Below are 24,535 nucleotides of genomic sequence, written 5' to 3' on the forward strand. Positions count from 1 at the left end.
TCGCTGGGCACCTCCGCAGGCGGTTGCTAGCGTCGCCGCCATGACCGAGATCCGCCGCGTCGTCGACCTCCCCGACGCCCCCGACTCGCGCGAATGGGGCTACGCGCAGGTGGTCGTCGCCGGCGCGACCGTCTACGTCTCCGGCCAGGGCGGCTGGGACGCGACCGGCAGAATCGTCTCGCCAGAGCTGGCGCCGCAGGTGCGGCAGACGTACGCGAACATCGAACGCGCGCTGGCGACCGTCGGTGCCGGCCTCCAGCACCTCGTCGCGACGACGACGTTCATCACCGACTGGCGCTACGGCCGCGAGCTGACCGCGCTGCGGGCCGAGCTGCTCGCCGGGCAGCTGCCGACGAGCGCGCTGATCGGCGTCGCGTCGCTCGCCGACCCCGGCATGCTCGTCGAGATCCAGAGCGTCGCCGTGCTGCCCGGCGCCTGAGCGTCAGGGCGCGGCGGGCGCCGCGTCCGGCCGCGCGTCGGCGTCTCCCCGCGCGTCCACGTCCGCCGCGGCCTGCTCGCCGGCCGTGAGCGCCGCCGGCAGCTCGGTGCGGGAGCGCACGTCGAGCTTTCCGAAGATGTGCGAGAGGTGCGTCTCGACGGTCTTCTTCGTGATCGTCAGATGGTGCGCGATCTGCGGGGTGCTGAGGCCGTCGGCGGCCAGCTCGGCGATCCGGCGCTCGGCCGGCGTCAGCGACGCGGCGCCGCTGCGCGCGGCGCGCCGCGGGCGCAGGCCGAGAGCGCGCAGCTCGTCGCGGACGCGCGCGACGAGCGGCTCGGCGCCGGCGTCGTCGGCCAGCTCCAGCGCGCGCTGGAGCGGCTCGCGCGCGGCGCGCCGCTGGCCTGCGCGGCGCAGCGCGGCACCGTGCTCGGCGAGCGCGTGGGCGCGCGAGAGCAGCGCCGGTGAGCGCTCCAGCAGCGTGACGGCCTCGGCCAGCAGCGCCAGTCCCTCCTCGCCGCCGGTCACGACCCCCGCGGCGCGCAGGACGTCGCCGCGGATCCGCGCGGCGTCGTCGTCGCGCGTCAGCGCGAGCGCCTCGTCGACCAGCTCGCGTGCGGCGCGCGTGTCGCCGAGCGCGTGCGCGGCGCGCGCCCCGATCGGCCGCCACTCGTGCGCGCGAGCGCTCGGGGCCGCGCCGTACCTCTCCGTGTGGCGGCCGGCGGCGAGCGCGTCGGCGAGCGCGCCCGCGTGGTCGCCGGCGGCGAGCCGCACGCGCGCCCGCGCTTCGAGCAGCAGCACGTGCTCGGGCCGCCGTTCGTCGCCCGTCTCGGCGACGGCGATCGCCTCCCGCGCGGCGTCGAGGTCGCCACGCTCCAGCTGCGCCCGCGCGAGCACGGTCGCCGCGGCCGAGGAGCTGGCCCAGCCGTAGCGGTGGATCTCCAGCGCGTGCTCGGCGTCGGCGACGGCCTCCGCCAGCCGTCCGCGCTGCAGGTGGACGCACGCGCGGAAGTAGCAGGCGACGAACTGCGGCAGGACCGCCGCGTGGCGGCGCGCAGCGGCGACCGCCTGCGCGAGCCACCGCTCCGCCAGCTCCAGCTCGTCGCTCCACAGCAGCGCCGCGGCGAGGAACCCGAGCGAGGTCCCGTGCGAGTCGTGGTCGAGCAGCGGGCCGCCGGCGAGCGCCGCGTCCGCCAGCGTGCGCACGGTCGCGACCGGCTCGCCCGCCTCCGCCATCCGCATCGCGAGCAGCGCGAGCAGGCCGGGGTCGTGCGGCAGGTCGCCGCGGCGAGCGGCGGCGAGCAGCGGCTCCATCATCGCCTTCGACTGCACGTGCAGGCCGGGGTCGAGGAACGCGGAGGCGACGTGCGCCGCCAGCAGCCGCGGCTGGAGCGGGTCCCCGGGCGGGAGCGCGGCGCGCGCGTCGCCCGCCAGCGCGGCCGCGCGCGCGAACTCGCCGACGTGGTGGAGCTGGCGCGAGAGCGCGAGCTGCGCCGCACCGCGCGCGTGCGGCTCGTCGATCAGCTCCAGCGCCTCCTCGATCCGCTCCGGGGCGTCGGCCGCGCCGCTGCGGATGCCGGCGTCGGCGAGCTCCAGCAGCAGCGCCGGGCGCTGCTCGGCGGGCGGCGGCTCGGCGAGCGCGCGTTCGAGCAGGCGGACGCTCTCGGCAGGAGCGCCGCGCTCGCGCGCCAGCGCGGCCGCGCGGCGCAGCGGCGTCACGACGGCCGGGTCGCGCTGCGGCCGCGCGTGCAGCAGGTGCATCGCGACGCGCTCGGGGCCCGCGTCGGCGACGAGCTCGGCCGCGCGGCGATGCGCGCGGGCGCGGGCGAACGAGCCCATGTCCGCGAGCAGCGCCGAGGCGATCAGCGGATGGCTGAAGCGCAGCGGCTCGCCGGCGTCGAGCACGCCCGCGTCGGCGAGCACGTCGGCGGCCTGCTCCGCCGCCAGCGGCTCCAGCTCGGCGAGCGTCGCGGCGGCGTCGAGCGTCGCGCCGTCGCCGAGCACGGCGGCGGCGGAGGCGAGCCGCGACGCGGCCTGACCGAGGCGGGCGAGCCGGACGAGCACCGAGCGCAGGACCGAGTCGGGCACGAGCTGTTCGAGCTGATCCGCCGTCGGCGTCCGCGGGGCCTCGCTGCCGACGGCGGCGAGCAGCTCGCGGAGGTAGAAGGGGTTGCCGCCACTCGCGTTCGCGCAGGCGCGCACCAGCTCGGGGCTCGCGTGCTCGCCGAGCGTCCGCGTGACGAGCTGTGCGATCGCGGCGTCGCCGAGTGGCGCGGGGCGCAGCGTGCGCGCCGCGCCGGCGCCGCGCAGCGCCTCCAGCAGCTCGGACGGCGCGTCCGGCTCGCCCGTGCGCACGCCGGCGACGAGCGCGACCGGGAGGTCGTCCAGCCGTGCCGCGAGGTGCACGAGCACCCGCAGCGACGGCGCGTCCGCCCATTGCGCGTCGTCGACGACGACCAGCAGCGGCCGCGCTGCGGCGGAGGCGGGCGCCGGCCAGGCGAGGTCGACGATCGCCTCGGCGAACGTGCGGATCAGCCCGAGCCCGTCGTCGTCGGGGACGGCCAGCGGTTCGCGCGGGGCGCGCTCGCCGCTCCGCTCCAGCAGCCGCCCAGCGACGCCGAACGGCAGCGCGCGCTCCAGCGGCGTCCCGCGCGCGACCAGCTGCGCGATCCCGCGGTCGCGCGCGAGCCGCCGCGCGGCACGCAGCAGCGCCGACTTGCCGATGCCCGCCGGCGCCTCGACGAGCAGCAGCGACCCGGCGCCGGTGAGCGCCGCGTCGAGCGCTCCCGCCAGCGTCTCCAGCTCGTGTTCGCGCTCCAGCAGCGATTCAGCGTCCATCGGTGCGATCGAACGATAAGCGGCGCAGCGGCATTCTCAGGGAGCAGGCCGCGAATGTTCAGGGTCGGCTCCAGGACGCGCGGCGAACGCGCAGCGGAGACGATCGCGAGGTGAACGACGATCCACCACCCGCGGCGGCCCGTCTGCGCCTCGCGCTCGAGCTCGACCCGAACGCCGACCCGCTGCGCGGCCGGCTCGTGTCGGACGACGGCTCGGTCCGCGAGTTCACCGGCTGGCTCGAGTTCGCCCGTGCGATCGAGGAGGCGGCCGCGCCGCGCAGCGGCGGGTGAGCGACGGGCGGGTGGCCGAGGCCGGCGCCCGGCGGGCCTATCCTTGGCCGGTGCCCGACGGCGAAGAGCGATGACGCTGCTCGACGTGCTCGCGCGTGGCGGGACGGGCGAGGTCGTCGCGATGCCCGACGGCGTCGTCAGCTGGAACGCGCTGCGCGGCGCGACCGCCGCGACGGCCGCGCTGCTCGCCGCTGCCGGCGAGCGGCCGGCGGCGCTGTGGGCGACGCCGTCGCTGGCGACGGTGGCGGGCCTGCTCGGCGGCCTTGCGGCCGGCGTCCCCGTCATCCCGCTCAACCCCAGATCTGGTCCGCTCGACCTCGGGCACGTGCTCGGCGACGCGCGTCCGGGGACGATCCTCTGCGCCGCGGGGGCCGCGCTGCCGCCCGCGCTCGCGGGGCTGCGCCGGATCGACGTGCCGCGCGACGGCGACGCGGCGCTCCCGCCCGTTCCGGACGGCACGCGCCCGGCGCTGGTGATGTACACGTCCGGCACGACTGGACCGCCGAAGGGCGTCGTGCTGAGCCGCGAGGCGCTGGAGGCGAACCTCGACGCGCTCGCCGGGGCGTGGCGCTGGCGTGCCGCCGACGTGCTCGTCCAGGCGCTGCCGCTGTACCACGTGCACGGCCTCGTGCTCGGGACGCTCGGGCCCGTGCGCGTCGGCGGGCGACTGCGGCACGTCGGCTCGTTCGACGTCGCCGCGATCGCGGCGGCGCTGGCGGACGGCGGCACGATGTTGTTCGGCGTCCCGACGATGTACCGCCGTCTCGCCGACGCCGCCGAGCACGACGCGCGGGTTCGCGACGCGCTCGCCGGCGTGCGGCTGCTCGTCTCCGGCTCGGCGGCGCTGCTGCCGAGCGACCACGAGCGGATCGAGCGGCTGTGCGGCCAGCGAGTCGCCGAGCGCTACGGGATGAGCGAGACGCTGATCACGACCGCGGTCCGCGTCGGCGGGACCGTGCGGGCGGGTTACGTCGGCCCACCGTTGCCCGGCGTCGAGCTGCGCGTCGTCGACGACGCGGGCGCCGACGTGCCGGCCGACGACGCGACGATCGGCAGCGTGCTCGTCCGCACGCCGAGCCGCCTGCTCGAGTACCTCGGCCAGCCGGAGGCGACCGCGGCGCTGTTCCGCGACGGCTGGTGCGTCACCGGCGACCTCGGCGTGCTCGCGCCCGACGGCGCGCTGCGGCTCGTCGGACGGCGCTCGACCGACCTGATCAAGACCGGCGGCTACCGCGTCGGCGCGCCCGAGATCGAGGCCGTGCTCGCCGCTCACCCGGCTGTAGCGGAGGCGGCGGTGCGCGGCCTGCCGGACGCCGACCTCGGCGAGCGGGTCATCGCCTGGGTCGTGCCGCGGGCCGCGGCGGAGGGCCGTGCGGGCTCCGATCGCGACGCCGCCGCCCGCGAGCTGATCGACCACGTCGCCGCCGCGCTGACGCCGCACAAGCGCCCGCGCGAGATCCGCTTCCTCGATGCGCTGCCGCGCAACGGCATGGGCAAGGTGCAGAAGCACCTGCTCGGCGACGGCGAGCAGGCCTGAGCAGGCGGCGCCGAAACTCAGGGGGGCGGGATCGGGTGCTCGCGCAATGGAAGGGGTATGGCGAGCACACCTGGAGCGGCTTGAGATGGTGCGAGGGCAGCGCCGCAGACCGTCCCGCACCCGGCCGTCGGGGCTGGCACGGCCGGCGTGGCGGCCGCGCGCGAGCTGGCCGGCGCGGCCGGCCGGCGCGGTGCGCGGCCCGGCGGCGGCCGGCGCCGTGCGCGGCCCCGCGGCGCCGGTCGCTGTCGCGCTCGCGGCGACCGCCGCGGTGGCGCTCGCCGACAGCTGGCGGACGGCGCTGCTGGTGCTGTTGGCGGCCGGGGCGGTCGCGGCGACGCGGATCCGCTTCGCACGGGAGGCGGCGGCGCTCGTCTGCCTCCTGACCGCGGCGTTGGCGCTCGCCGGCCACGCGACCGGCGACGACGACCGGCCGCACGCCGGACGGGACGGCGAGCGCCGCGCGCACCCGCGCGAGGACGCCGACCAGAGACGGCGTGAGCAGCGACGGCGCGAACAGCGACGCTCCGAGCGGAGGCAGCGCGACAGGTGAGCGCGGTGCGCGACAGATCCGCGGGAGCGCAGCGCGGCGGCGTCGTCGCCGTCGCGGCGGTGCTCGTCGCCGCCCTCGTCGTCATCGCGCTGAGCTGGCTGGTGCCCGCGCTGGCGGCATGGGTGCACGCTGGCCGCTTCGCGCGGATCGGGCTGCTCGACGGCCTGCGCGCGCTGACCGACAGCCGTCTGCTCGGGGACGATCCGGCGCGCGCGTACCCGGCTGAGGCAGCCCGCGCGATGCCGGGCGCAAGCGGCTTCCGCACGACCGCGGCGCTCGTCCTGCTCGGCACCTCGGCGGCGCTGGTGGCGCTCGTCCGTGCAGCCGAGATCCGCATGAGCCGGCCGTCCGCCGACCGGCGCTGGTGGCAGCTGCGCGGCCGCCGCCCGCACGAGTTCGCGCGCTACCGGACCGTCCGCGAGCTGATCGTCCCCGGCCCGTCGCCCGATCACGTGATCGTCGGCCACGTCGGCCGGCCGCGCGCGCGGGTCGCCGTCAGCGCGACGATGCAGATCGCCGTCGTCGCGGCGCCGCGCACGGGCAAGAGCTCCGGCCTCGTGATCCCGGCGGTGCTCGAGCACGAGGGCCCGGTGCTGACCACGTCGGTCCGCACCGACGTCGCGCAGCACACGATCGCGCGCCGCCGCGAGCTCGGCCGCGTCTGGGTGTGGGACCCGTTCGGCCCCACGAGCGACAGCTGGGACCTGCTGCAGGGCTGTGAGAGCTGGGAGCACGCGCTGCTCGTCGCGCGCTGGCTCGGCCAGGCCCGCCGGCTCGGCGGCGGCGCCAACCAGGACTACTTCGACCAGGAGGCGGAGGGCCTCGTCGCGCCGTACCTGCACGCGGCGGCGCTGACGCCGGACCAGACGGCCGCGGACGTCCACCGCTGGATCCTCGCGCGCGACCTCGACACGCCCGTCGGGATCCTCGCCGACGCCGGAGCCGCCGACGCCGAGCAGCGGCTCAGAGCCGTCTACGCCTACACCGAGCGGCAGCGCGACGGCGTGATCGGCACCGCGGCCGTGCAGCTGAAGGCGTACGGCCACCCGGCCGCGGCGCGCACCGCGAAGCGGGGCGGCGGGCTCTCCCCGCAGGCGCTGTTCGAGGGCCCGAACACGCTCTACGTCGTCGCGGGCCGTGAGCACCAGCAGCTGCTGGCCCCGCTCGTCGTGACGATGGTCGCGTCGATGCTCCACTGGCTCAGCGAGCGCGAGAACCGCACCGGCGGAGGCCTGAGACCACCTGCGCTGTTCGCGCTCGACGAGACCGCGTCGATCGCGCCGATCCAGGAGCTGCCGCAGATCCTCGCGACGTCGCTCGGGTCGGGCGTCCGCTTCCTGACGGTGTGGCATTCGGTCGCGCAGATCCGCCGGCACTTCGGCAGCGACGCGGCCGACGAGATCCTCGCGCTGTCGCAGGCGAAGATCTTCATGGGCTCGATCACCGACCACCAGACGCGGCGCGAGATCGTCGAGCTGCTCGGCATGCGCCAGCAGCTCGACCCCGACGAGAGACGCGCGCGCCCCGAGGTGATGTCGGCGCAGGCGCTGCAGCGCACGAGCGCGGGCGAGGGGCTGCTCGTCGCCGGCGATCTGCCGCCGGTGATCTTCCGCCAGCGGCGCCACTACGCCGACGCCGAGCTGCGGCGGCTGAAGGGAACCGCGCAGACCGGGGAGTTGGCGTGACGGCGGGCTACATTCATGATGAGCAGAAGGTCGGCGAGCACCAAGAGGGGGATCCCTTGCAGGCACGGCGCACGATGACGGCGGTCTCCGCGACGCCGTACGAGCAGCACCGCGGGTACGTGCTCGCCGTGCTTGCGCGGCGTTGTGGCTGGCTCGACGCGTCCGAGCGCGAGGAGATCCTGCACGACGCCTACGCCGTCTTCCTCGAGAAGCAGCGCGACGGCCAGCTCGACCGCGACGCGATGCGCCCGCAGCAGGTGCGCGCCTATCTGACCCAGACCGCGCTCAACAAGGCGCTCGACGAGGGCAAGCGCGCGCGACGCAGAACGTCGGTCGAGCTGGACGAAGGGCTCGAGGTCGCGGCCGGCGAGCCGACCGCTGACGAACTGCTGAGCGAGAGCTGGGACGGCGCGCGGCTGCGCGAGATCGTCGCCGAGCTGCCCGAGCGCCAGCAGGCGATCGTCAAGTTGCGCTTCTTCTTCGACCGCACGCCGGAGGAGATCCAGCGCTACCTCGGCGTCACCGAGCGGGTCTACCGCCGCGAGCTGGAGCGCGCGATGCGGCTCGTCGCGACGCGCTTCGAGCTCGTTCGCGAAGGGACGTTCTGCGAGAGCCGGCGCAGCCTGATCCTCGCGTTCGTCGCTGGGATCGCAGGGCCCAACCGGACCGCCGACGCGCGCCGGCACCTCGCGAGCTGCTCCGGCTGCGCGCGCTGGGCCGTCGAGCTGCACGAGAACGCGCGCCAGGTCGGCGCCGCGGTCCCGATCCCGGTCCTCGCCGTGCACCTGTCCGGTCGCGGCGAGTGGCTGGCGACGGCGGGACGGACGCTCGACGGGATGCGCGAGCGCGTCGCCGAGCTGCTGGGCGGCGCGCGCGACGCGGCCACGAGCGCGATGGTGCGGGCCGATCCGGCGTCGGGCTCGCTGCTGGCGGGCGCCCGGCCGGGCGCCGTCGTCGCGGTCGCCGCAGGCTGCCTGACGCTCGGGTCGACGGCGACGTACTGCGCCGTCGAAGGGATTCCGCGACCGCTGCGCGCGCTCGTCGGCGCGGCGCCGGAGAGCACCCGGGCGGCCGAGCGGCCGGCGCCGAGACGCGCTGCCGCGTCGTCGTCGGCGGCGAGAACCGCGCCGGCGGCGCTGGCGCCCGCGCCGGGGTGGGCGAGACCGGCGGCGAAACCGGCGCGCACGACGCCGCAGGCGCTCGCGCCGTCGGGCCGCCCGCAGCCGACGACCAGACGCCCCGCGCAGCCGCGTGCCACGCAGGCCGAGCGCAGACAGGCCGCGGCGAAGCGGCAGGAACGCGCGACATCGTCGGAGTTCGGCGTCGAGGGCGGCGGGACGGCGGGCGGCGGCGGCACGAGCGGCGGCACGGGTGGAGGCAGCACGCCGCCCGCCGCGAGCAGCGGCTCCTCCGGCGCCCCGCCCGCTTCGTCGGGCGGATCCGGCGGAACCGGCTCGACCGGCGGGGGCTCCGGCAGCGGCACGCCGTCCGGCGAGGGCGGCAGATGGGGCTCGGAGTTCGGTCCGTGAACCGGCTCCGAACACGAACACGACTTGCGAACGGCAGGACGAGAAGGAGGGGTTCCACGGTGAAGTTCCCGATCAAGGTGCATGGTCGACTGCGTGCCGCGTTCGCCGCGGCGCTGGTCGCCGCGGCGGTGACGCCGGCGGCCGCCGACGCCGGGGCGTACACGGTCCACAGCTGTCAAGACGGCGCCGGCGGATTGGCTTCGGCGGAGCCGTGGGGGTTCGAGTTCGCGCAGCCGACCCTCAGTCTCAGCGACGACAGCTGCCCGCGCGGCGGCCGGCACGTCGGCTTGAGAGTGAACGTCGCGCATCCGGGCGACGCGTCGGCGAGAATGAGCTTCCTCGCGCCGGCCGACACGAGCATCGTCCACTACCGCCTCTGGCGCAGTGCCAAGGTCAACCCGGAGACCGGCTACTTCTTCAGCGCGCTGGAGCGCTTCGGCGCCGACTGGCGCTGGGCCGGCACCGGCTGCAACGGCGCCAGCGGCTGCAGAGGCGTCGGCGATCCGGCGAAGCCGCTGTCGAACGCGAACCACTGGGAACGCAGACCGGTGACGCCCGCGTCGGGCGTCTCGCTGTACGTCTCGTGCGGCTACTCCAACAGCAACGCGAGAAGCTGCGAGGTCGCTAGAGGGGTCGCCGCGGAGACGTGGCTGCACCGCGCCGACATCACGCTCGCGGACGACGTCGCGCCGACGTTCGATACCGCCCCGACGGGTGCGCTCGTCAGCTCGGCGACGCCGGTGACGGGAGTCGTGCCCGTGTCGCTGCAGGCGAGCGACAGAGGCGGCGGCCTGACGCAGGCGCAGGTCGAGGTCGACGGCACCGTCGTCGCCAGCCAGCCGCTCGGCGGCGACGCCGCCTGCCACGAGCCGTACAAGACGCCGGCGCCGTGCCCGCACGAGGCGAGCGCGACGGTCTCGTTCGACACCTCCGCGGTCGCGGACGGCACGCACAGCGTGCGCGTGCTGCTGCGTGACGCGGGCGGCAACGTGACGCCCTGGGGGCCGGTGAGCCTGCGGACGGCGAACGCGCCGCCCGACCTCTCGTGCGTCCCCGAGCCGGTGGTCGACGCGGGCCTGAAGCTGACCGCCGGACTCGTCTCGCCGACGGCGAAGAGAGAGCGCGCGAAGCGTCCGCGTGCACGCGTGACGCTGCGGCACAGCTCGCGCAAGCAGGCGACGTTCCGCGGCCGGCTCGTCGGCGCCGACGGCAGACCGGCCGCGCAGGCGCCGGTCTGCATCGTCTGGCGCACGGAGGGCGAGACGGGCGACTACCAGACGCTCGGGCGGCTCTCGACGGACAGCGACGGGAACTTCTCGACGACGGTCCCGCACGGCAGCTCGAGGGACCTGTGGGCGATCTACCGGGTCGCGAACGGGGCGGTGACGGCGAAGGCGACGGTGCGCGTGGTTCCGAGACTGATCGTCAGACCGTCGCGGCGCTCGCTGCGCAACGGCCAGACGCTCGTGCTGAGAGGACGGCTCGCGAGCGGCCCGATTCCGTCGCGTGGCGTGCTCGTGCTGGCGGAGGCGTGGCGCGGGACGCACTGGCAGCCGTTCGGCGAGGTCCGCGCGCGCGGTCGCGCGGGACGCTTCCGGATCCCGTACCGCTTCACGGGCACGACCGGCGTGCAGACCTACTCGCTGCGCGTGCGCGTGGTCGAGCAGGCCGCGTATCCGTACACGGGGGTCGCGTCGCGGGCGATCAGAGTGCGCGTCAGCGGCTGACCCGCGCCGTCCGCGAGCAGTGCCGAGGGCCCGCCTTGTGCGGGTCCTCTTTCGTGCGCGGGGCGGGTGGCGGAAATTGAGGGGGGCGGCTTTGGCGGCTGGCGCAATGGAGGAGGTGAAGAGACCACCGAGAGGAGTCCTCCGTGCTTCGCGCACGCCGCCGAGACCGCTTCGAGATCGCCGACGAGAGAATGTTCTGGGAAGACCTCCCGGACGATCCCGTCGCCGCGCTCGACACCGCGGCGCCCGCTGCCGCCGAGCGTGCCGCCGTCGCCGCCCCGTCGCGCCCGGCGCAGCCGCCGGCGCTGGAACCTGAGCAGGAGCCGCGAGAGGCGGATGACCCGTGGGACCGTCCCGCGGGCGAATGGACGAGCGACCGCCCGCGCACCTCGGCGCGGCGGAAGCCCGTGGTGAGCGAGCCGGCGTCGGAGGCCGAGCCCGCGACGAGCGAGCCGGCGTCGGAGGCCGAGCCGGCTGCGGGCGAGCCGGCGTGGGCGCCGGAGCCGGCGGCGGGCGAGCCGGCGTGGGCGCCGGAGCCGGCGGCGCCGGCCGGCGGGTGGGCGGCGGAGTCGTGGGCCGCAGAGCCGGCGTGGGCGTCAGCGCCCGCGCCCGAGCGGACCGGGCGGCGCTGGGGCGTGACGGTCGCGGCAGCGGGTGCGAGCGTCGTCGCCGCGGTGGCGGTGGTGCTGCTGATCGCATCGCGTCAGCCGGCGACGCGCGAGCCGGCGAGCAGAGCGGTCGCGGCGGCGAGAACGCCGGCACGGCAGCAGCGCGCCGTGATCGCCGCCGAGCCGCCGGCCGGCGCTGACGGCGCTGACGGCGCCACGGCCGAGCGGAAGCGGCGGGCGGCTGACGCGAAGCGCGCGGCCGCCGACCGCGCCGTCCGCAGACTCCGCGCGCTCCGCGCCGCCGCCGACCGGCGCCGCGACGCCGCCGCCAGACGGCGCGCCGCCGCGCGCAGACGTCGCGCTGCCGACGGCAGAGGCGACACGCGCGACGGCGAGCGTCGCGCGTCACGTGGCCGGGCGAGAGCGCCCGCGGCGGGCGCGCCGGCGGCGTCCAGCCCGGTTGTCGACGAGACCTCCCCGCCGCCACCGCCACCGCCGCCGCCGTCCAGCTCGGCTCCCGCCGAGACCGCGCCGCCGGCGCAGAGCAGCCCACCGGCGCAGAGCAGCCCGCCGGCGCAGAGCAGCCCGCCCGCCCAGAGCGACCAGGCGGACAGTGCGCCACGCCGCTCTCAGAGCGCCGCGTCCGGCGAGTTCGGGTTCGAGCGATGAGCGTCCCGCAGGCGCGTTCCCGACCGGCGACCCGCTCGTTGCGCGCTACGCGGCTGCACGCGCGCATCCCGCGGATCGTCGCGGCGCTGCTCGCGGCGGTCCTCAGCCTCGCCGGGCTGCGCGCGATCGTCGCCGGTCCGCCCGCGCCGCCGCCCGCGCGGACGATCGTGGCGCCAGCCGGCGACCAGGGCGCGACCTCGTTCGCGGAGGCGTTCGCGCGTGCGTACCTGAGCTTCGACGCCGACGACCCGGAGGCGCGCGTGAGAGCGCTCGCCCCGTTCGTCTCGGCCGGTCTCGACGAGGACGCCGGCGTGCGCCCGGGCGACGGCGTCCGCCAGCGCGTCGATTGGACCGCGGTGCTCGGCGAGCGCCGCGACGGCGACCGCCGGCTCGTCACCGTGATGGCGCAGACGGACGGCGGCACGGTCTACCTCTCCGTTCCCGTCGTGCGCGACGGGCGCGGATTTCTCGCGATCGCCGCACCGCCGGCGCTCGTCGGCCCGCCGGCGATCGACCGCGAGCGGACCGCGCCGGCCGAGGAGCGCGTCGAGGACGCCGCGCTCGCGGAAGTCGCCGGGCGAGCGCTGGAGAACTACCTCGCCGCGAACCAGAGCAACTTGCTGGCGGATCTGTCGCCAGACGCCGTCGTCTCGCTCCCCGGCAGGCCGTTGACGCTCGACCGCGTCGATGACCTGACCTGGGTGACCCCCGGCCGGCGGATCGCGGTCCAGGTCGACGCGAGCGACGACCGCAGCACGTCCTGGACGTTGCGCTACGAGCTCGACGTCCTTCACCGCGACCGCTGGTACGTGCGGTCGCTGCAGGTCGACCCGACCTTCAGAGGAGGTTCCTGATGTCCCGCAAGTTCATCGTGCTCGCGATCGCCGCAACGGCGGTCGGCCTGGCACTCAGCGTCGCCGGCCCGGCATGGGCCGAGCCGAGCGACATCGGCAAGAACGTCGGCGACGAGCTGCAGTCGTGGGCGAAGGGCCTGCTGCTCGCCGTCGCCGCGCTCGTCGCGCTGCCCGCACTCGCCAAGCGAGACGTCAGCCAGGGGCTCGTGATCGTCCTGCTCGTCGTGATCGTCGGCGGCTTCGTCTACGCGACGACGCCGGTCCAGAACACGATCTCGACGATGTGGAACACGGTCGCGGGCAGCGCCGAGAAGGGGGGCAAGTGAGCGATGGCGGTCCAGCCCGTGCAGATCCGCTCCTTCCGCGTCTGCTTCAGACTCGAGCGGCGGATCCACAAGATCGACCGCTGGCGGATCCCGCTGCCGTTCGGCGTGCCGCTGCGGGGCCTCGGCTACGCCGCGGTCGCGCTGTTCGCGATCCTGTTCGCCGCGCGCCTGCCGCTCGTCGGCGACGTGCTCGGCCTGCTGCCGGCGCCGTTTCGCTACGCGATCCTGCCGGCCGGCATCGCGTACGCGCTGACGCGCTGGGAGATCGACGGTCGCGCCGCGCACGCGGCCGGCCTCGCGCTGCTGCGGATGCGGCTGGAGCCGGCGCGCCTTTCGGCCTTCCGGCCTGTGGCGCCGCTCGGCCAGGTCTCGTTCGACGACGTCAGCGTCGCGTCCGACGCGCGCGGCGCTCGGCTGCGGCGCGCGGAGGTCGTCGGCCCCGCGCGGATGATCGTCCGCTACCCGGTGCGCGCACGTGAGCGGCGTGGCCGGCTCGTGCTCGAACGCGGCGCCGGCGACGCGCTGTGGCGCGGGACCGAGATCACGCTGCAGCCCGGACAGCGGGCGGTGCTGCGATGAGACGGCCGATCTCGTTCATCCACGGCAACCTCGTCTTCGGCGAGGCGGCGAGCGAGGTGTGGGCCGTCTACCGCCTGCCGACGCGCTCGTACGCGGGGCTGCCGGCGGCCGCCAAGCACGACCTGCTCGGCGCGCTCGCGACGCTCGCCTACAACCTCGAGGCCGACTTCTCGCTGCTGCGCGTCGCGCGGCCGTGGGACGTCCAGCAGTACCTGATGGGCGTCGAGGCGACGACCGACGTGCGGCAGGTCCGCCGCGACCTGCTCGGCGACTACCTCAGTCGCCAGACGGCGGCGCTCGAGGGCAGTGAGTCGCACGTGCCCGAGGTCTACCTGTCGGTGCGCATCGCGGCCGGCGAGGAGGGCGGAGAGTGGTCGCTGGCGAAGCAGCTCCCCGTGCTCGGGCGGCTGCGCGACGCGGTCGGCCTGAGCGACGGCCGCGCGATCGGCGAGCGGCGGCTCGACGCGCTCCACGGTGCGGCGACGAAGGTCCACCAGCGCGTGCTCGACTACGTCGACGCCGATCCGGCCGCGAGCCACGAGCTGCAGTGGCTGATCCGCCGCGGCTTCTGCCGCGGCGTCGGCGACCCGGTCGTCGACGAGCGCTTCCGGCCGCAGGCGCTGATCGTCGACGCGCCCGAGGAGGACGGCGGCCGCGCCTATCGTCCGCTGGAGGTCGACGTGCTGCGGCTGATGGACGCGCCGATCAACGTCGAGGCGCGGTCGCTGCGGATCGAGTCCGAGCACGGCGACAGCCACCAGGCGCTGCTGACGGTCGGCGCGCTGCCGGAGGTCGTCTCGTTCCCGGGTCGCAGCGCCGAGCTGCTGTTCGCGCCGATGGAGTCGGTCGAGTTCCCGGTCGACGTCGCCTTCAGCGCGCGCTTCGTGCCCAACACCGACGCGGTCCGCCTCGTGCGCCGCAAGATCATCGACGCCGACCACGCCTACGACGAGGAGAGCCATGGCGACCACGGTCCCTCGTGGCACGCGGCGGCGCGGCCGCAGATGGTGCGCGAGCTGGAGGAGTACCTGACCGGCGGCGACCATCCGCCGCTGCTGCGGGCGACGATCTCGCTCGCCGTCGGCGCGCCGACGAGCGACCTGCTGGAGGAGCGCGTCGAGCGGTTGCGGCGCGAGTTCGGTGCGGTCAAGCTGCACCGCCCGCTCGGCGATCAGCTGTCGCTGTTCGTCGCGCACATGCCCGGTCAGCCGGGCCGTCTGCGCGACTACGACGACTATCTGACGGTCGAGCAGTTCGGCGCGATGGTGCCGATCGCGACACATGCGGTCGGCACCGACGTCGGACCGTACGTCGGCCACACGCTCAGCGGCGCGCGCCAGCCCGTACTGTTCGACAGCTCCGAGGCGTCGCGCACGAGCCGCGCGCCGGCCGTGCTGCTCGCCGGCACGCTCGGCTCCGGCAAGACGCTCTGCATGGAGCTGGTGATGTACCAGGCGTTCCTCAGCGGCTCGACGATCTGCGACATCGACCCGAAGGGCGACCACGCGCTCGAGCGGCTGCCGGGCGTCGCCGAGCAGATGGAGATCATCGAGCTGTCCGGCGACGAGCGCTACCGCGGGATGCTCGACCCGCTGCGGATCGCGCCCGAGGACACGCGCGAGGACCTGACGTGCAACTTCCTGCTCGGGATCCTGCCCGAGCCGGTGCCGCCGGGCTGGCAGACCGAGGTGCGGCTCGCGGTGCAGCAGGTCGTCGTGGCCGGCGGCCGCAGCTGCGGGCAGGTGATCGCGGAGCTGGAGCGCGGCTCCGGCGACGCGCGCGACGCGGCGCGCGCGCTCGGCGTGCACGCCAACTCGGGGCTCGCGCGGCTCGGCTTCGCCGACGGCAGCGCGACGCTCGACGTCGCCGGCTCGCGCGCGATCACGAGCCTGCGGATCCGCAACCTGACGCTGCCGCTGCCGGGCACGGCGCGGACCGAGCTGCTCGAGGACGAGCGGATCTCGCGCGCCGTGCTGCACCTGCTGGCGGTCTACGCGCTGCGGCTCACGAGCCACGACGCGCGCCGCCACTCGGTGCTCGGCTTCGACGAGGCGTGGGTGCTGCTGTCCGACAACGCGGGACGCGCGCTCGTCGACCGCATCTCGCGGATGGGCCGCGCACGCAACGTCACGCCGCTGCTGGCGACGCAGATCCTCGGCGACGTCGACGCGCTCGAGGACCTGATCGGCGCCGCCTTCTGCTTCGGCGTCGAGTCCGAGCGCGAGGCGAGCGCGGCGTTGAGACTGCTGCGGCTCGACGACGACGAGGCGCTGCGCCAGCGGCTCGTCGGCTTCCGCCGCGGACGCTGCTTCATGCGCGACTACGACGGCCGCGTCAGCCCCGTGCAGATCGACCTGCTCGACCGCGAGCTGCTCGACGCGCTCGACACGACGCCCGACCGCGGCGGGAGCGATCCCGCCGAGGCCGACACCGACGCCGAGCAGGCCGAGGTCTGAGATGCGCCGGGCGCTCGTCGTGCTCGCGATCGCGATGGCGCTGGCGATCGCCGGAGCCGTCGCAGCTTCGCTCGCGCACGCGCAGGACACGCCCGGCCCGCCGTCGCCGACCGAGCAGCCGGGCCCGTCTCCGACCCCGGACACCGAGCCCGACGACGACGAGCCGCGCGAGCCGACGCCGGGCCTCACGCCTCCGGCGGACAGCCCAGGGCCGCCGTCGCCGACGGAGGAGCCGCAGCCCGAGCCGTCGCCGTCGCCCGGACCCGACCCTGACCCCGATCGGCCGGAGACGTCGCCGGCGCCTGAAAGACCGCGCGACACGGCCGACCTCGAAGGCTTCGCGGGCGACTCGCCGATGTGCGACGAGGAGCGCAATGCGATGAAGCTCGAGGCCGGCGGCATCGCGCAGCGCAACTGCAGTCGCTCCGGTTCGATCGCGCAGCCGCACCCGACCGCGCACTACGGCCTCGACCAGAACGTCGACATCAAGGTCACCGAGCCCGAGACGATGATCGCCGGCGCGCTCCACTCCGGCAGCCAGACGGTCTGGCTCGGGCTCGTCTACATGATGCGCGGCGCGCTCGCGATCGTCGAGCTGGGCTTCTCGCACAGCCTCGTGCTCAGCTCGATGGCCGAGATCAGAAGCGGGATCGCCCGCCTCAAGTCGATCTTCCTCGCCGACAGCTGGCAGGTCGCGGCGCTCACCGTGCTCGGCCTCTGGGGGATCTGGATGGGCCTCGTGCGGCGCAAGACGATCAACACGATCGGCGGCATCGCGACGGCCGTCGGGCTGATGATCGGCGCGCAGGTGATCATGATCAACCCGGAGGGGACCGTCGGCAAGGTCGCGACGCTCTCCAACGAGGGCGCGCTCGTCGCGCTCGGTGCCGCGTCGACCGGCGACGTCGACAAGCCGGCGGACACCTTCGCGGTCGCCCACCAGCGGCTCTTCACCTCGCTCGTCGTGCGCCCGTGGTGCGCGCTGCAGTTCACCGACGTCGAGGGCTGCATGAAGGTGCAGAACATCAAGGACGGCCCCAACGTCTCGATCGCTGATGTCTGGCTGTCGTTCCCGTCCAACAGCCCCGAGCGGGAGAAGCTCTACGACAACCGCAAGGGCGAGCCGTTCAAGCTCGAGTTCACGCCCGAGAAGTGCAAGCGCAAGGGCTGGAAGAAGTTGGTCTTCGACGACATCGCGTCGGACTACTCCGGGCTCGGCATGCTCGGCAACTTCTCGACGTGGGCGTGCGAGAAATGGAACGGGCCGGACGGCAGCGGCCAGAGAATCTCGCTGAGATACAACGACGAGAAGGCCGGGATCCGCACGGACGCCACGATCCAGAGCGGGAAGGGCGCGTTCACGCGGCTCGGGATGCTGGCGCTGATCGCGGCCGGGATGGTGGGCGCGATCGCGGTGCTGCTGTGGATCGGCGTCCGGCTGCTGCTGACCGGGGTCTTCTCGCTCGTCCTGATCCTGCTGACGCCGATCGTCTTCCTGCTCGCCGCGTTCGGAGAGGGCGGGCGGCGCAGCGTCGTCGCGTGGGGCCAACGCCTGCTCGGGCTGCTGATCGCCAAGTTCGTCTTCGCGCTGATGCTCGCGGTCGTCGTCCTGATCGCGAACATCATCCAAGGGCTCGACGTCGGCTGGACGTCGATCTGGATGTTCAACATCGCCTACTGGTGGGGCCTGCTGCTCAAGCGCAGAGAGCTGCTCGGGTTCCTGACGCTCGAGAGACCCGCCTCCGAGGGCGGCCTCGGCCTTGCCGGCAGCGGTCGTGGCGGGTCGGGCGGCCTCAGCAGCCTGTACTACGGCTGGCGGATGGCGAACGATGCGTTCAGACAGGTGCGCAAGCCGTTCGACATGGCGGCCGACGCCGGGCGCAACCGCGCGGCGCGAACGGCCGACAAGCGCGCCGACCGCGACGCGGACGCCGCCGATCGCGCCGACGCGACGCACGAGCGCGGCCAGGACGACCGCGGCGCGCAGACGGCCGCGATCCGCGAGCACGACCGCGAGGAGCTGGGCGCCGAAGCGAGCCGCGGCCGCGACGTCGCCACGCATCGCGACGACCTCCGCAAGCACCGCGACAAGCAGCGCGAGCGGCGAAAGGCCGAGCAGGAGCTGAAGGCGAACCGCGCGCGGCAGGCCGCGCTCGCCGCCAAGCACCCGCCGAAGGTCCCGACGACCGCGGCCGAGCGCAAGGCCGCTGACGAGCAGCGGGCGCTCAAGCAGCGCGAAGGCCAGCTGCGCGGCAAGCTCGACGCCTGGCGCAACGACCCGTCGCGCACGAAGCGGCCGGTGCTCACCAACAGCGACCCGGTCAAGGGCCGCGAGCTGGACGACTACATCTCGGCCCGTCGCGAGGAGATCTCGACGCTGCCGCCCGAGCACGAGCGCAACCTGCTCGCGGCCGGGATCGACCCCGACCGCTACCGTCGCGCCGGCAGCGCCGAGAAGGACGCGCTGCGCGAGCGTTCGGCCGACGCGATGGACCGTTCGCGGACGCTGCTGGAGACCGCGACCGCGGAGCGTCCGATGACAGAGCGGAAGCTGAGAAAGGCCTGGGAGCGGATCGACGCCGGACCGCGCGGGACCCGAACACGCCAGTGGGCGCAGGAGAACCGCGAGCAGGCCAGCCGCGCGACGCGCGACCGCAACGCCGAGCGCACGCGCGAGGAGGCGCGGCGCACACGCCAGCACGAGCGCGAGCGGCGCGCGCGCCGCCGCGAGGACGAGGCCCGTTCGCGGGCGCGGCGGGGGGTGCGATGAGCGGCTGGGGCTCGCGGCCGCTGGACGCGCGCGGCCGCCGCTGGGCGTTCGCGCTGGCGGCCGCCGCGATCGCGCTCAGCGGCGTGCTGCTGATGCGGTTCGGCGGCGAGCCGGCGCGCGACGACGACGCTGGCCCGGCCCCGACGGTGCTCAGCGTCGCGCGCACGACGCCGGTCGCCGTCGCGCCGACGCCGCGCACGACGACGACGCCCGCTGCGCCGGCGCCGCCGCTCGGCGTGTCCGAGCAGCGCGCGGCGGTCGCGGCGGCGCGGCGGTTCCTCGGCGCCTACCTGCACTGGGAGGTCGGCGACGCGAGGGGCGGCGTGCGGGTCGCGCTGCGCGCGAACGCGACGCGCGCGTTCGGCGACGAGCTGCTCTCCTCGCCGCCGCGCGTCTCCGGCGCGCCCGCTCGTCCGGGCAGGATCGACGGCCTCGAGCTTGGTGACACCCTGCGCGCCGAGACGCCGGCGGTCGCCGCGACGGTCGACCGCGGCGGGACGGTGACGCCGCTGATCATGCGACTGGCGCGGGAGGAGGGGAGATGGCGGATCAGCGGCCTGGGGTGAACGCCGCCTCGGCGGCGGCGCGCGCCGCGGTGAGCATGACGAGACGGCTCGCGAGAGCCGCCGCGACGAGAGGCGCGTCGCTCGTGCTCGAGCTGAAGCTGCTCGCGATCGGCGCCTGCGTCGTCGCCTGCGTCCTGATCGCGCTGGTCGTCCTGATCATGATCCTCGGCGCCAAGGCCGAGGCGCTGACGGAGGGCGGCGTGACGCCGACGTGCTCGTCGAGCGCGGGCAGTCCGCCGTCCACTCTGATGCCGATCTACGACGCGGCGGCGGCCAGATACAGACTCGGCGCGGACGGCTGGTCGTACCTCGCCGCGATCAACAAGGTCGAGACCGACTTCGGCACCAACCTCAACGTCTCCAGCGCCGGCGCGCAGGGGTGGATGCAGTTCATGCCTCCGACATGGTCCGCGTACGGCGTCGACGGCGACGACGACGGCGACCGGGACCCGATGGACCCGGAGGACGCGATCCACGGCGCTGCCCGCTACCTCAGAGCGAGCGGCGCGCCCGGCGACTGGTACAGCGCGCTGTTCGCCTACAACCGCGCCGACTGGTACGTGCGCAAGGTCCAAGGCCACGCCGCCGCCTACCGCGACGAGTGCTCGACGCAGACGTACGCGCCGGGCGGGACGACGCCGGGCACGACCGCGAAGCTGCGCTCCGACGGCACGGTGCTCGCACCGGAGGAGGCGCCGGAGAAGGTCAAGCAGATCATCGCCGCCGCCAACCGGATCGCGAACCTGCCGTACAAGTGGGGCGGCGGGCACGCCGGCTGGCTCGACAGCGGCTACGACTGCTCAGGCCTCGTCTCCTACGCGCTCTGGGGCGCCAGCCTGCTCAGCGGCGCGATGGTCTCGGGCGGCTTCACGTCGTGGGGCGATCCCGGCCCGGGGCAGTGGGTCTCGATCTACGCCAACTCGGGCCACGTCTTCATGGTCGTCGCCGGGCTGCGCCTCGACACCGGCGGCGGGGATCGCATCGGCTCGGCGTGGCGCGGTCCCGACCGCACCAGAGCACGTTCCTACGCCGGCTTCACCGTCGTTCACCCGCCGGGCCTGTGACGCCCCGGTCCACATCACCACAGGAGGTTGCCACGATGCCCGCTGCCCGGAGGATCGCCGACGCGCTGATCGGCCTGCTCACCGTCGCCTGCCTGCTCGCGCCGCCCGCCGCGGCGGCCGAGCGCCCCGCTTCAACGCGGACCACCACCACGACGACGTCGGCCGCACCGCCGGCGCGCGTCGACCCGGGAGCGATCGCCGACCGCGCCGCGCGCGGCGCGCCCGCGCGGATCGGCGATGCGGCCGGCGCCGTGTGGGGCGCGGCGGGGCTGCCGCTCGTCGCGCTTGCGCTGGCGGCGGGAGCGCTCGGCGCGGTGCGCTGGCGCGCGCGGCGGCAGCGCAGCTACGTGCGGCTGTGGCTGCTGCCGTTCCGCGCCGACCAGGCCGAGCCGGAGGACGTGCGGCGGCTGCTGGAGTCGTGGCACCAGCAGCTGCTGGAACGGTGGTGGCGGCGGATCGTCGCCGGCCAGCGCGGGATGGCGATCGAGCTGGTCGTCGCCCCCGACGCCGAGGGCGACCGCTCCGCGCGGCTGACGCTCGTCTGCCCCGAGGAGCTGGTCGACGGGATCGAGGGCAGCCTGCTCGCGTGCTACCCGGACAGCCGGCTGCGGCGCGGCGGTCAGGCGCTGCCACCGGTCTCCCGCGTCGTGCGGCTGAAGAAGCGCCAGACGTTCGTGCGCGCGCTGCGCGGCGCGGAGGACGACGAGCGCCAGGCGGTCGACGCGGTCCTGAGCCAGATGGGCAGCGTCGCGCAGACCAGCATCGTGCAGTACGCGCTGACGCCGGCGCCGGCGCTGTTCGACGTCTACTCGCGCTGGCGCTACGGGCGCCTGGAGCACGTCGCGGCGGACGCGCACGTGCGCAACCCGTCGAAGGCGGGGCTGCGCTCGGAGGTGCTCGGGCGCGAGCTGGAGGGCGGGCTGCGGATCCAGCATCGCGCGCTGTTCTTCTGCGACCTGCGCGTGGCGGCGGAGGACGACGCCGGCTGCGCGGCGGTCGCCGGTGCGCTGCGCGGCGCATCGTCGGCGGAGAACCGGCTGGTCGAGCGGCGGATGCGGATCCGCCGCGAGCTGTACCTCGACCGGCTGCGGACCGCGGTCGGCAACCCGCTGCCGAGCTGGCGGCGCGGCGTGCTCTCGTCCGGCGAGCTGGCTGGACTCTGCGCGCTGCCGAGTCCGGGGCTGAAGACGGTGCGCGTCGTGCGCTCGCCGTTGCCGCGGCTGATGGCGCCGCCGGACGTCAGCCGCGCGCCGGAGCACACGCTCGCGCGCGACGAGCGCGGCAGCGTCGGCATCCGCCCGCAGGACAAGAGCGACGGCCTCGGGCTGATCGGCGGCCAGAAGACCGGCAAGACCGCGGTCCTCTGCCGGACGGTGGAGGCCGACGCGCTCGACCCGGGCTGCGCGCTCGTCGTGCTGATGCCGAAGCCGGGCGACGCGCAGAAGGCGCTGTCGATGGTGCCGCCCGGACGGACCGTCCACTACCTCGACCTGGAACGGCCGGAGCTGGGGATCAACCCGCTGATGGGCGACGGCGACCCGGCGATGATCGCCGACAAGGTCGTCGACGCGTTCCGCGACGTGAACGCCGAGGGCGACATCAAGGGCTCGTCGGACCGCTACCTGCGCCAGGCGGCGCAGGCGGCGATCGGCGCCAGCCGGCGCGGGGTCGTCGAGGGGCCGCCGACGCTGTGGCACATGTACCGGATGCTGCTGCCGCCGGAGGTCAGCTTCCGCGAGCGGGTGGTCGAGGCGCTGTTCGCCGACCCCTGGTTCACCGACACCGCGACGTTCTTCGGGCGCGAGCTGCCGAGCGACCTCGCGAACGCCGCCGCGCAGACGAACGCGAAGCTCGACGCGCCGCGCAACAAGCTGCTGCGGCTGATGGTCGAGTCGCTCGACAAGGTCCTGCGGCACCCGATCCAGCTGTCGCTCGACGACGTGATCGCCAGACGCGAGGTGCTGATCGTCGACGGCAAGATGGGCACGTTCGGCGCGGACAACTGCCGCGTGATGATGCAGTTCGTGCTGACCGCGCTCTACGGCGCGCTGCAGCGCGCGCAGCAGCTGCCCGAGGAGCAGCGGCCGCGCGTCGCGCTGAAGGTCGACGAGGCGCACCTGATCATCAACGACAGCTTCGCGGACGCGCTCGCGACGCTGCGGTCGGCGGGGCTGGAGGTGACCGCGGCGTGGCAGTACGGCGAGCAGATCCAGGACCCGAAGCTGCGCGGCGGCCTGATGAGCCTGCTGCGCCAGCGCTGCATGTTCTCGATGGGCGAGTCGCAGGACGCGCTCGAGATGAGCCGCATCGCGATGGCGGCGTACACGGATCTGATCCGCGACGACACGGCCTCGCGGGCGCGCCTGCGGGTGACGCCGGACACGATCTTCAACCTGCCCAACCACCACACGGTCTGCTCGTGGATCAGCCGCGGCGCGCGGCAGCCGGCGTTCATCGCGCAGACGCTGCCGCTGGAGACGCGCGCGGACGTGATCGAGCAGCACCGCGCCGCGCAGACTGCGCGCGGCGGCTTCGTGCCCGAGCGGCTGCCGGACCCGCTCCCGGACCTCGACTGGAGAAACGGTCTGCTGGAGCTGCCGACGGCGGACGTCATGCCGGTGGCGGCAGAGCCGGCGGCCGCCGTGGCCGCGGAGCCGGTGGCGGCGAAGCCGGAGCGGGTCGCCGCGGCGCCCGCCCGGCCCACACCGGTCGCCGCAGCGCCGCGCCCGGTCACGCTGCCGGAGCGGCCGCGCGCGACGGCCGGCCCGCCGTCGCCGAAGCTGCCGGCGGCGCGGCCGCCCGCGCGCAAGGCGGAGCGGCCGGCGCCGCCCGCGCCTGCCCCCGAGCCGCCTGCGCCCGCTCCCGAGCCCGTCCCCGCTCCGGCCAGAGCGGCGCCGAGAGCGGCGGTGCCCGACAGCTTCGCCGAGCTCGACCTCGATGACGTCCGCGGGATCATCTGGGACAACCCGAGAGGGAGACCGAGAGCGCACGAGCCGAGCGAGCGCGAGCTGGAGATCCTCGGCGCGCTGTGGTCGTACCGCTTCCTTTTCGCGACGCAGATCTGGCGGCGCTGGTGGAGCGGCAGCTCGCTGCGCGCCAGCCAGCAGGGGCTGCAGAAGATGGCGGCCGCGGGTTGGGTCAGACGGTTCAAGTTCCAGGTCGCCGAGCGCGGCACGCAGCAGCGCGTCTACTGCCTCTCGCGCGCGGGCTTCGAGCTGCTGAGAGGACGCGGCGGCCGCAACGGGCGGCTGTTCGTCGCCGACGACGCGACCTGGCGCGAGCCGCAGATCGCGGACCCGCGCCGCGTGCTGCGCGACCTCCACGTCAACGGCTGGGTGCTCGCGCTCGAGTCCGGTCTCGGCCGCTCGATGACCTCGTGGCGCGGACCGCGCGCGGGGCGGCTCGAGCCGCCGCGCCGCAAGCACCAGGGCCAGTGGGTCGACCTGCGGCCGAGCGAGGTGGTGCTCGGCACCAACCACAAGCTGCAGGGGTTCGAGGGGACCCGCTTCGAGCCGGTCTCGCCGGACGCGACGCTCGGGCTGCGGCTGACCGGCGACGGCCCGCGGCGGGTCGAGCTGATGGTCGACCTCGATCGTTCCCGCGGCGGCGGCGCGAGCGAGGAGCGGCTGCGCCGCTACGACGGATTCGTCTCCGGCTGGTGGCAGCTGCTGGACCGCTACAAGGGCTTCGGCCTCGCGCCGCTGGTCGTCTTCGTCAGCGAGGACGAGCGCGCCGCGCTGCGGCTGCTGAAGCTCGCCGACCGCGTCGTCGCGACGCGCGTCGCGAAGGCGGGGACGCCGGAGCTGGAGTGGCCGTACCCGGGCCGCCGCGGCCTCTTCTTCGCGGTCGAGCGCGACCTCCACGAAGGCTCGCTGGAGGCGTTCGCGCTGCCCGAGCACCCGCCGCACGTGCGCGAGCAGATCGACGGGCAGGGCGCCCGCGTCTGCAGACCGCGGCGGGTCTACCTGATCGACCCCAAGCGCCTCGGCGCCTGACCCTCCCGCCGCACGAGCGCCGACGCGCGGTTGGCGCGTCGGCGCTCGTGCGTTAG

Annotated in this window: 17 protein-coding genes; 16 read left to right on the forward strand and 1 reads right to left on the reverse strand. The window is 75.3% G+C overall.

The window, feature by feature from the left end:
• The first annotated feature begins 40 nt into the window (after positions 1-40).
• Complete coding sequence (locus tag CWOE_RS07170) at positions 41-439, forward strand: RidA family protein (protein WP_012932912.1); 399 nt, start codon at positions 41-43, stop codon at positions 437-439.
• Between the two features lie 3 nt (positions 440-442).
• On the opposite strand, the gene CWOE_RS07175 is transcribed toward CWOE_RS07170, so the two are convergent.
• A complete protein-coding gene (locus CWOE_RS07175; protein ID WP_012932913.1) occupies positions 443-3,274 on the reverse strand; it encodes a helix-turn-helix transcriptional regulator in 2,832 nt (943 codons plus the stop codon).
• A gap of 110 nt (positions 3,275-3,384) precedes the next feature.
• On the opposite strand from CWOE_RS07175, the gene CWOE_RS30345 reads away from it, so the two are divergent.
• The 15 genes from CWOE_RS30345 to CWOE_RS07250 all read left to right on the forward strand — a co-directional run bounded on the left by CWOE_RS30345 (position 3,385) and on the right by CWOE_RS07250 (position 24,479).
• Positions 3,385-3,564: a hypothetical protein gene (locus tag CWOE_RS30345; RefSeq protein WP_012932914.1), complete on the forward strand. Its 180-nt coding sequence runs from the start codon at positions 3,385-3,387 to the stop codon at positions 3,562-3,564.
• 70 nt (positions 3,565-3,634) lie between these two features.
• Positions 3,635-5,101 carry an AMP-binding protein gene (locus CWOE_RS07180; protein WP_012932915.1) on the forward strand — a complete coding sequence of 489 codons (1,467 nt, stop codon included), beginning with the start codon at positions 3,635-3,637 and terminating at the stop codon, positions 5,099-5,101.
• 85 nt (positions 5,102-5,186) lie between these two features.
• A complete protein-coding gene (locus tag CWOE_RS07185; RefSeq protein ID WP_012932916.1) occupies positions 5,187-5,651 on the forward strand; it encodes a hypothetical protein in 465 nt (154 codons plus the stop codon).
• 5 nt (positions 5,652-5,656) lie between these two features.
• Entirely contained in the window at positions 5,657-7,336 is a 1,680-nt protein-coding gene (locus CWOE_RS07190; RefSeq protein ID WP_160165482.1) for a type IV secretory system conjugative DNA transfer family protein, read from the forward strand.
• A complete protein-coding gene (locus CWOE_RS07195; RefSeq protein WP_012932918.1) occupies positions 7,333-8,865 on the forward strand; it encodes an RNA polymerase sigma factor in 1,533 nt (510 codons plus the stop codon). Before CWOE_RS07190 ends, CWOE_RS07195 begins: the two co-directional genes overlap by 4 nt.
• 59 nt (positions 8,866-8,924) lie before the next feature.
• Entirely contained in the window at positions 8,925-10,592 is a 1,668-nt protein-coding gene (locus CWOE_RS07200) for a hypothetical protein (RefSeq protein WP_012932919.1), read from the forward strand.
• Between the two features lie 143 nt (positions 10,593-10,735).
• Entirely contained in the window at positions 10,736-11,869 is a 1,134-nt protein-coding gene (locus CWOE_RS33320; RefSeq protein WP_012932920.1) for a hypothetical protein, read from the forward strand.
• Entirely contained in the window at positions 11,866-12,723 is an 858-nt protein-coding gene (locus CWOE_RS07210) for a conjugal transfer protein (RefSeq protein WP_012932921.1), read from the forward strand. The genes CWOE_RS33320 and CWOE_RS07210 overlap by 4 nt, the downstream gene beginning before the upstream one ends.
• The gene (locus CWOE_RS07215) at positions 12,723-13,049 is read left to right on the forward strand and encodes a hypothetical protein (protein WP_012932922.1); all 327 of its coding nucleotides are present in this window, start codon (positions 12,723-12,725) and stop codon (positions 13,047-13,049) included. The genes CWOE_RS07210 and CWOE_RS07215 overlap by 1 nt, the downstream gene beginning before the upstream one ends.
• A gap of 3 nt (positions 13,050-13,052) precedes the next feature.
• The gene (locus CWOE_RS07220; RefSeq protein WP_012932923.1) at positions 13,053-13,628 is read left to right on the forward strand and encodes a hypothetical protein; all 576 of its coding nucleotides are present in this window, start codon (positions 13,053-13,055) and stop codon (positions 13,626-13,628) included.
• On the forward strand, positions 13,625-16,084 hold the full coding sequence (locus CWOE_RS07225; RefSeq protein ID WP_012932924.1) for an ATP-binding protein: 2,460 nt from the start codon (positions 13,625-13,627) through the stop codon (positions 16,082-16,084). The genes CWOE_RS07220 and CWOE_RS07225 overlap by 4 nt, the downstream gene beginning before the upstream one ends.
• Before the next feature lies 1 nt (position 16,085).
• Positions 16,086-18,854, forward strand: a complete 2,769-nt coding sequence (locus CWOE_RS30350; protein ID WP_012932925.1) for an APC family permease — start codon at positions 16,086-16,088, stop codon at positions 18,852-18,854.
• Positions 18,851-19,420, forward strand: a complete 570-nt coding sequence (locus tag CWOE_RS07235) for a hypothetical protein (RefSeq protein WP_012932926.1) — start codon at positions 18,851-18,853, stop codon at positions 19,418-19,420. Before CWOE_RS30350 ends, CWOE_RS07235 begins: the two co-directional genes overlap by 4 nt.
• Positions 19,396-20,484: a lytic murein transglycosylase gene (locus CWOE_RS32580; protein ID WP_012932927.1), complete on the forward strand. Its 1,089-nt coding sequence runs from the start codon at positions 19,396-19,398 to the stop codon at positions 20,482-20,484. Before CWOE_RS07235 ends, CWOE_RS32580 begins: the two co-directional genes overlap by 25 nt.
• A gap of 35 nt (positions 20,485-20,519) precedes the next feature.
• Entirely contained in the window at positions 20,520-24,479 is a 3,960-nt protein-coding gene (locus CWOE_RS07250) for a P-loop NTPase family protein (protein ID WP_012932928.1), read from the forward strand.
• The last annotated feature ends 56 nt before the right edge of the window (positions 24,480-24,535 follow it).

It is taken from the genome of Conexibacter woesei DSM 14684 (genome assembly GCF_000025265.1).
Taxonomy (GTDB): Bacteria; Actinomycetota; Thermoleophilia; order Solirubrobacterales; family Solirubrobacteraceae; genus Conexibacter; species Conexibacter woesei.

Excerpts from the sequence above, each read along its gene's own strand:
- CWOE_RS07170 (WP_012932912.1), top strand. The coding sequence starts at position 41 with ATGACCGAGATCCGCCGCGTCGTCGACCTCCCCGACGCCCCCGACTCG.
- CWOE_RS07175 (WP_012932913.1), bottom strand. The coding sequence starts at position 3,274 with ATGGACGCTGAATCGCTGCTGGAGCGCGAACACGAGCTGGAGACGCTG.
- CWOE_RS07180 (WP_012932915.1), top strand. The coding sequence starts at position 3,635 with ATGACGCTGCTCGACGTGCTCGCGCGTGGCGGGACGGGCGAGGTCGTC.
- CWOE_RS07185 (WP_012932916.1), top strand. The coding sequence starts at position 5,187 with ATGGTGCGAGGGCAGCGCCGCAGACCGTCCCGCACCCGGCCGTCGGGG.
- CWOE_RS07210 (WP_012932921.1), top strand. The coding sequence starts at position 11,866 with ATGAGCGTCCCGCAGGCGCGTTCCCGACCGGCGACCCGCTCGTTGCGC.
- CWOE_RS07215 (WP_012932922.1), top strand. The coding sequence starts at position 12,723 with ATGTCCCGCAAGTTCATCGTGCTCGCGATCGCCGCAACGGCGGTCGGC.
- CWOE_RS07220 (WP_012932923.1), top strand. The coding sequence starts at position 13,053 with ATGGCGGTCCAGCCCGTGCAGATCCGCTCCTTCCGCGTCTGCTTCAGA.
- CWOE_RS07225 (WP_012932924.1), top strand. The coding sequence starts at position 13,625 with ATGAGACGGCCGATCTCGTTCATCCACGGCAACCTCGTCTTCGGCGAG.
- CWOE_RS30350 (WP_012932925.1), top strand. The coding sequence starts at position 16,086 with ATGCGCCGGGCGCTCGTCGTGCTCGCGATCGCGATGGCGCTGGCGATC.
- CWOE_RS07235 (WP_012932926.1), top strand. The coding sequence starts at position 18,851 with ATGAGCGGCTGGGGCTCGCGGCCGCTGGACGCGCGCGGCCGCCGCTGG.
- CWOE_RS32580 (WP_012932927.1), top strand. The coding sequence starts at position 19,396 with ATGGCGGATCAGCGGCCTGGGGTGAACGCCGCCTCGGCGGCGGCGCGC.
- CWOE_RS07250 (WP_012932928.1), top strand. The coding sequence starts at position 20,520 with ATGCCCGCTGCCCGGAGGATCGCCGACGCGCTGATCGGCCTGCTCACC.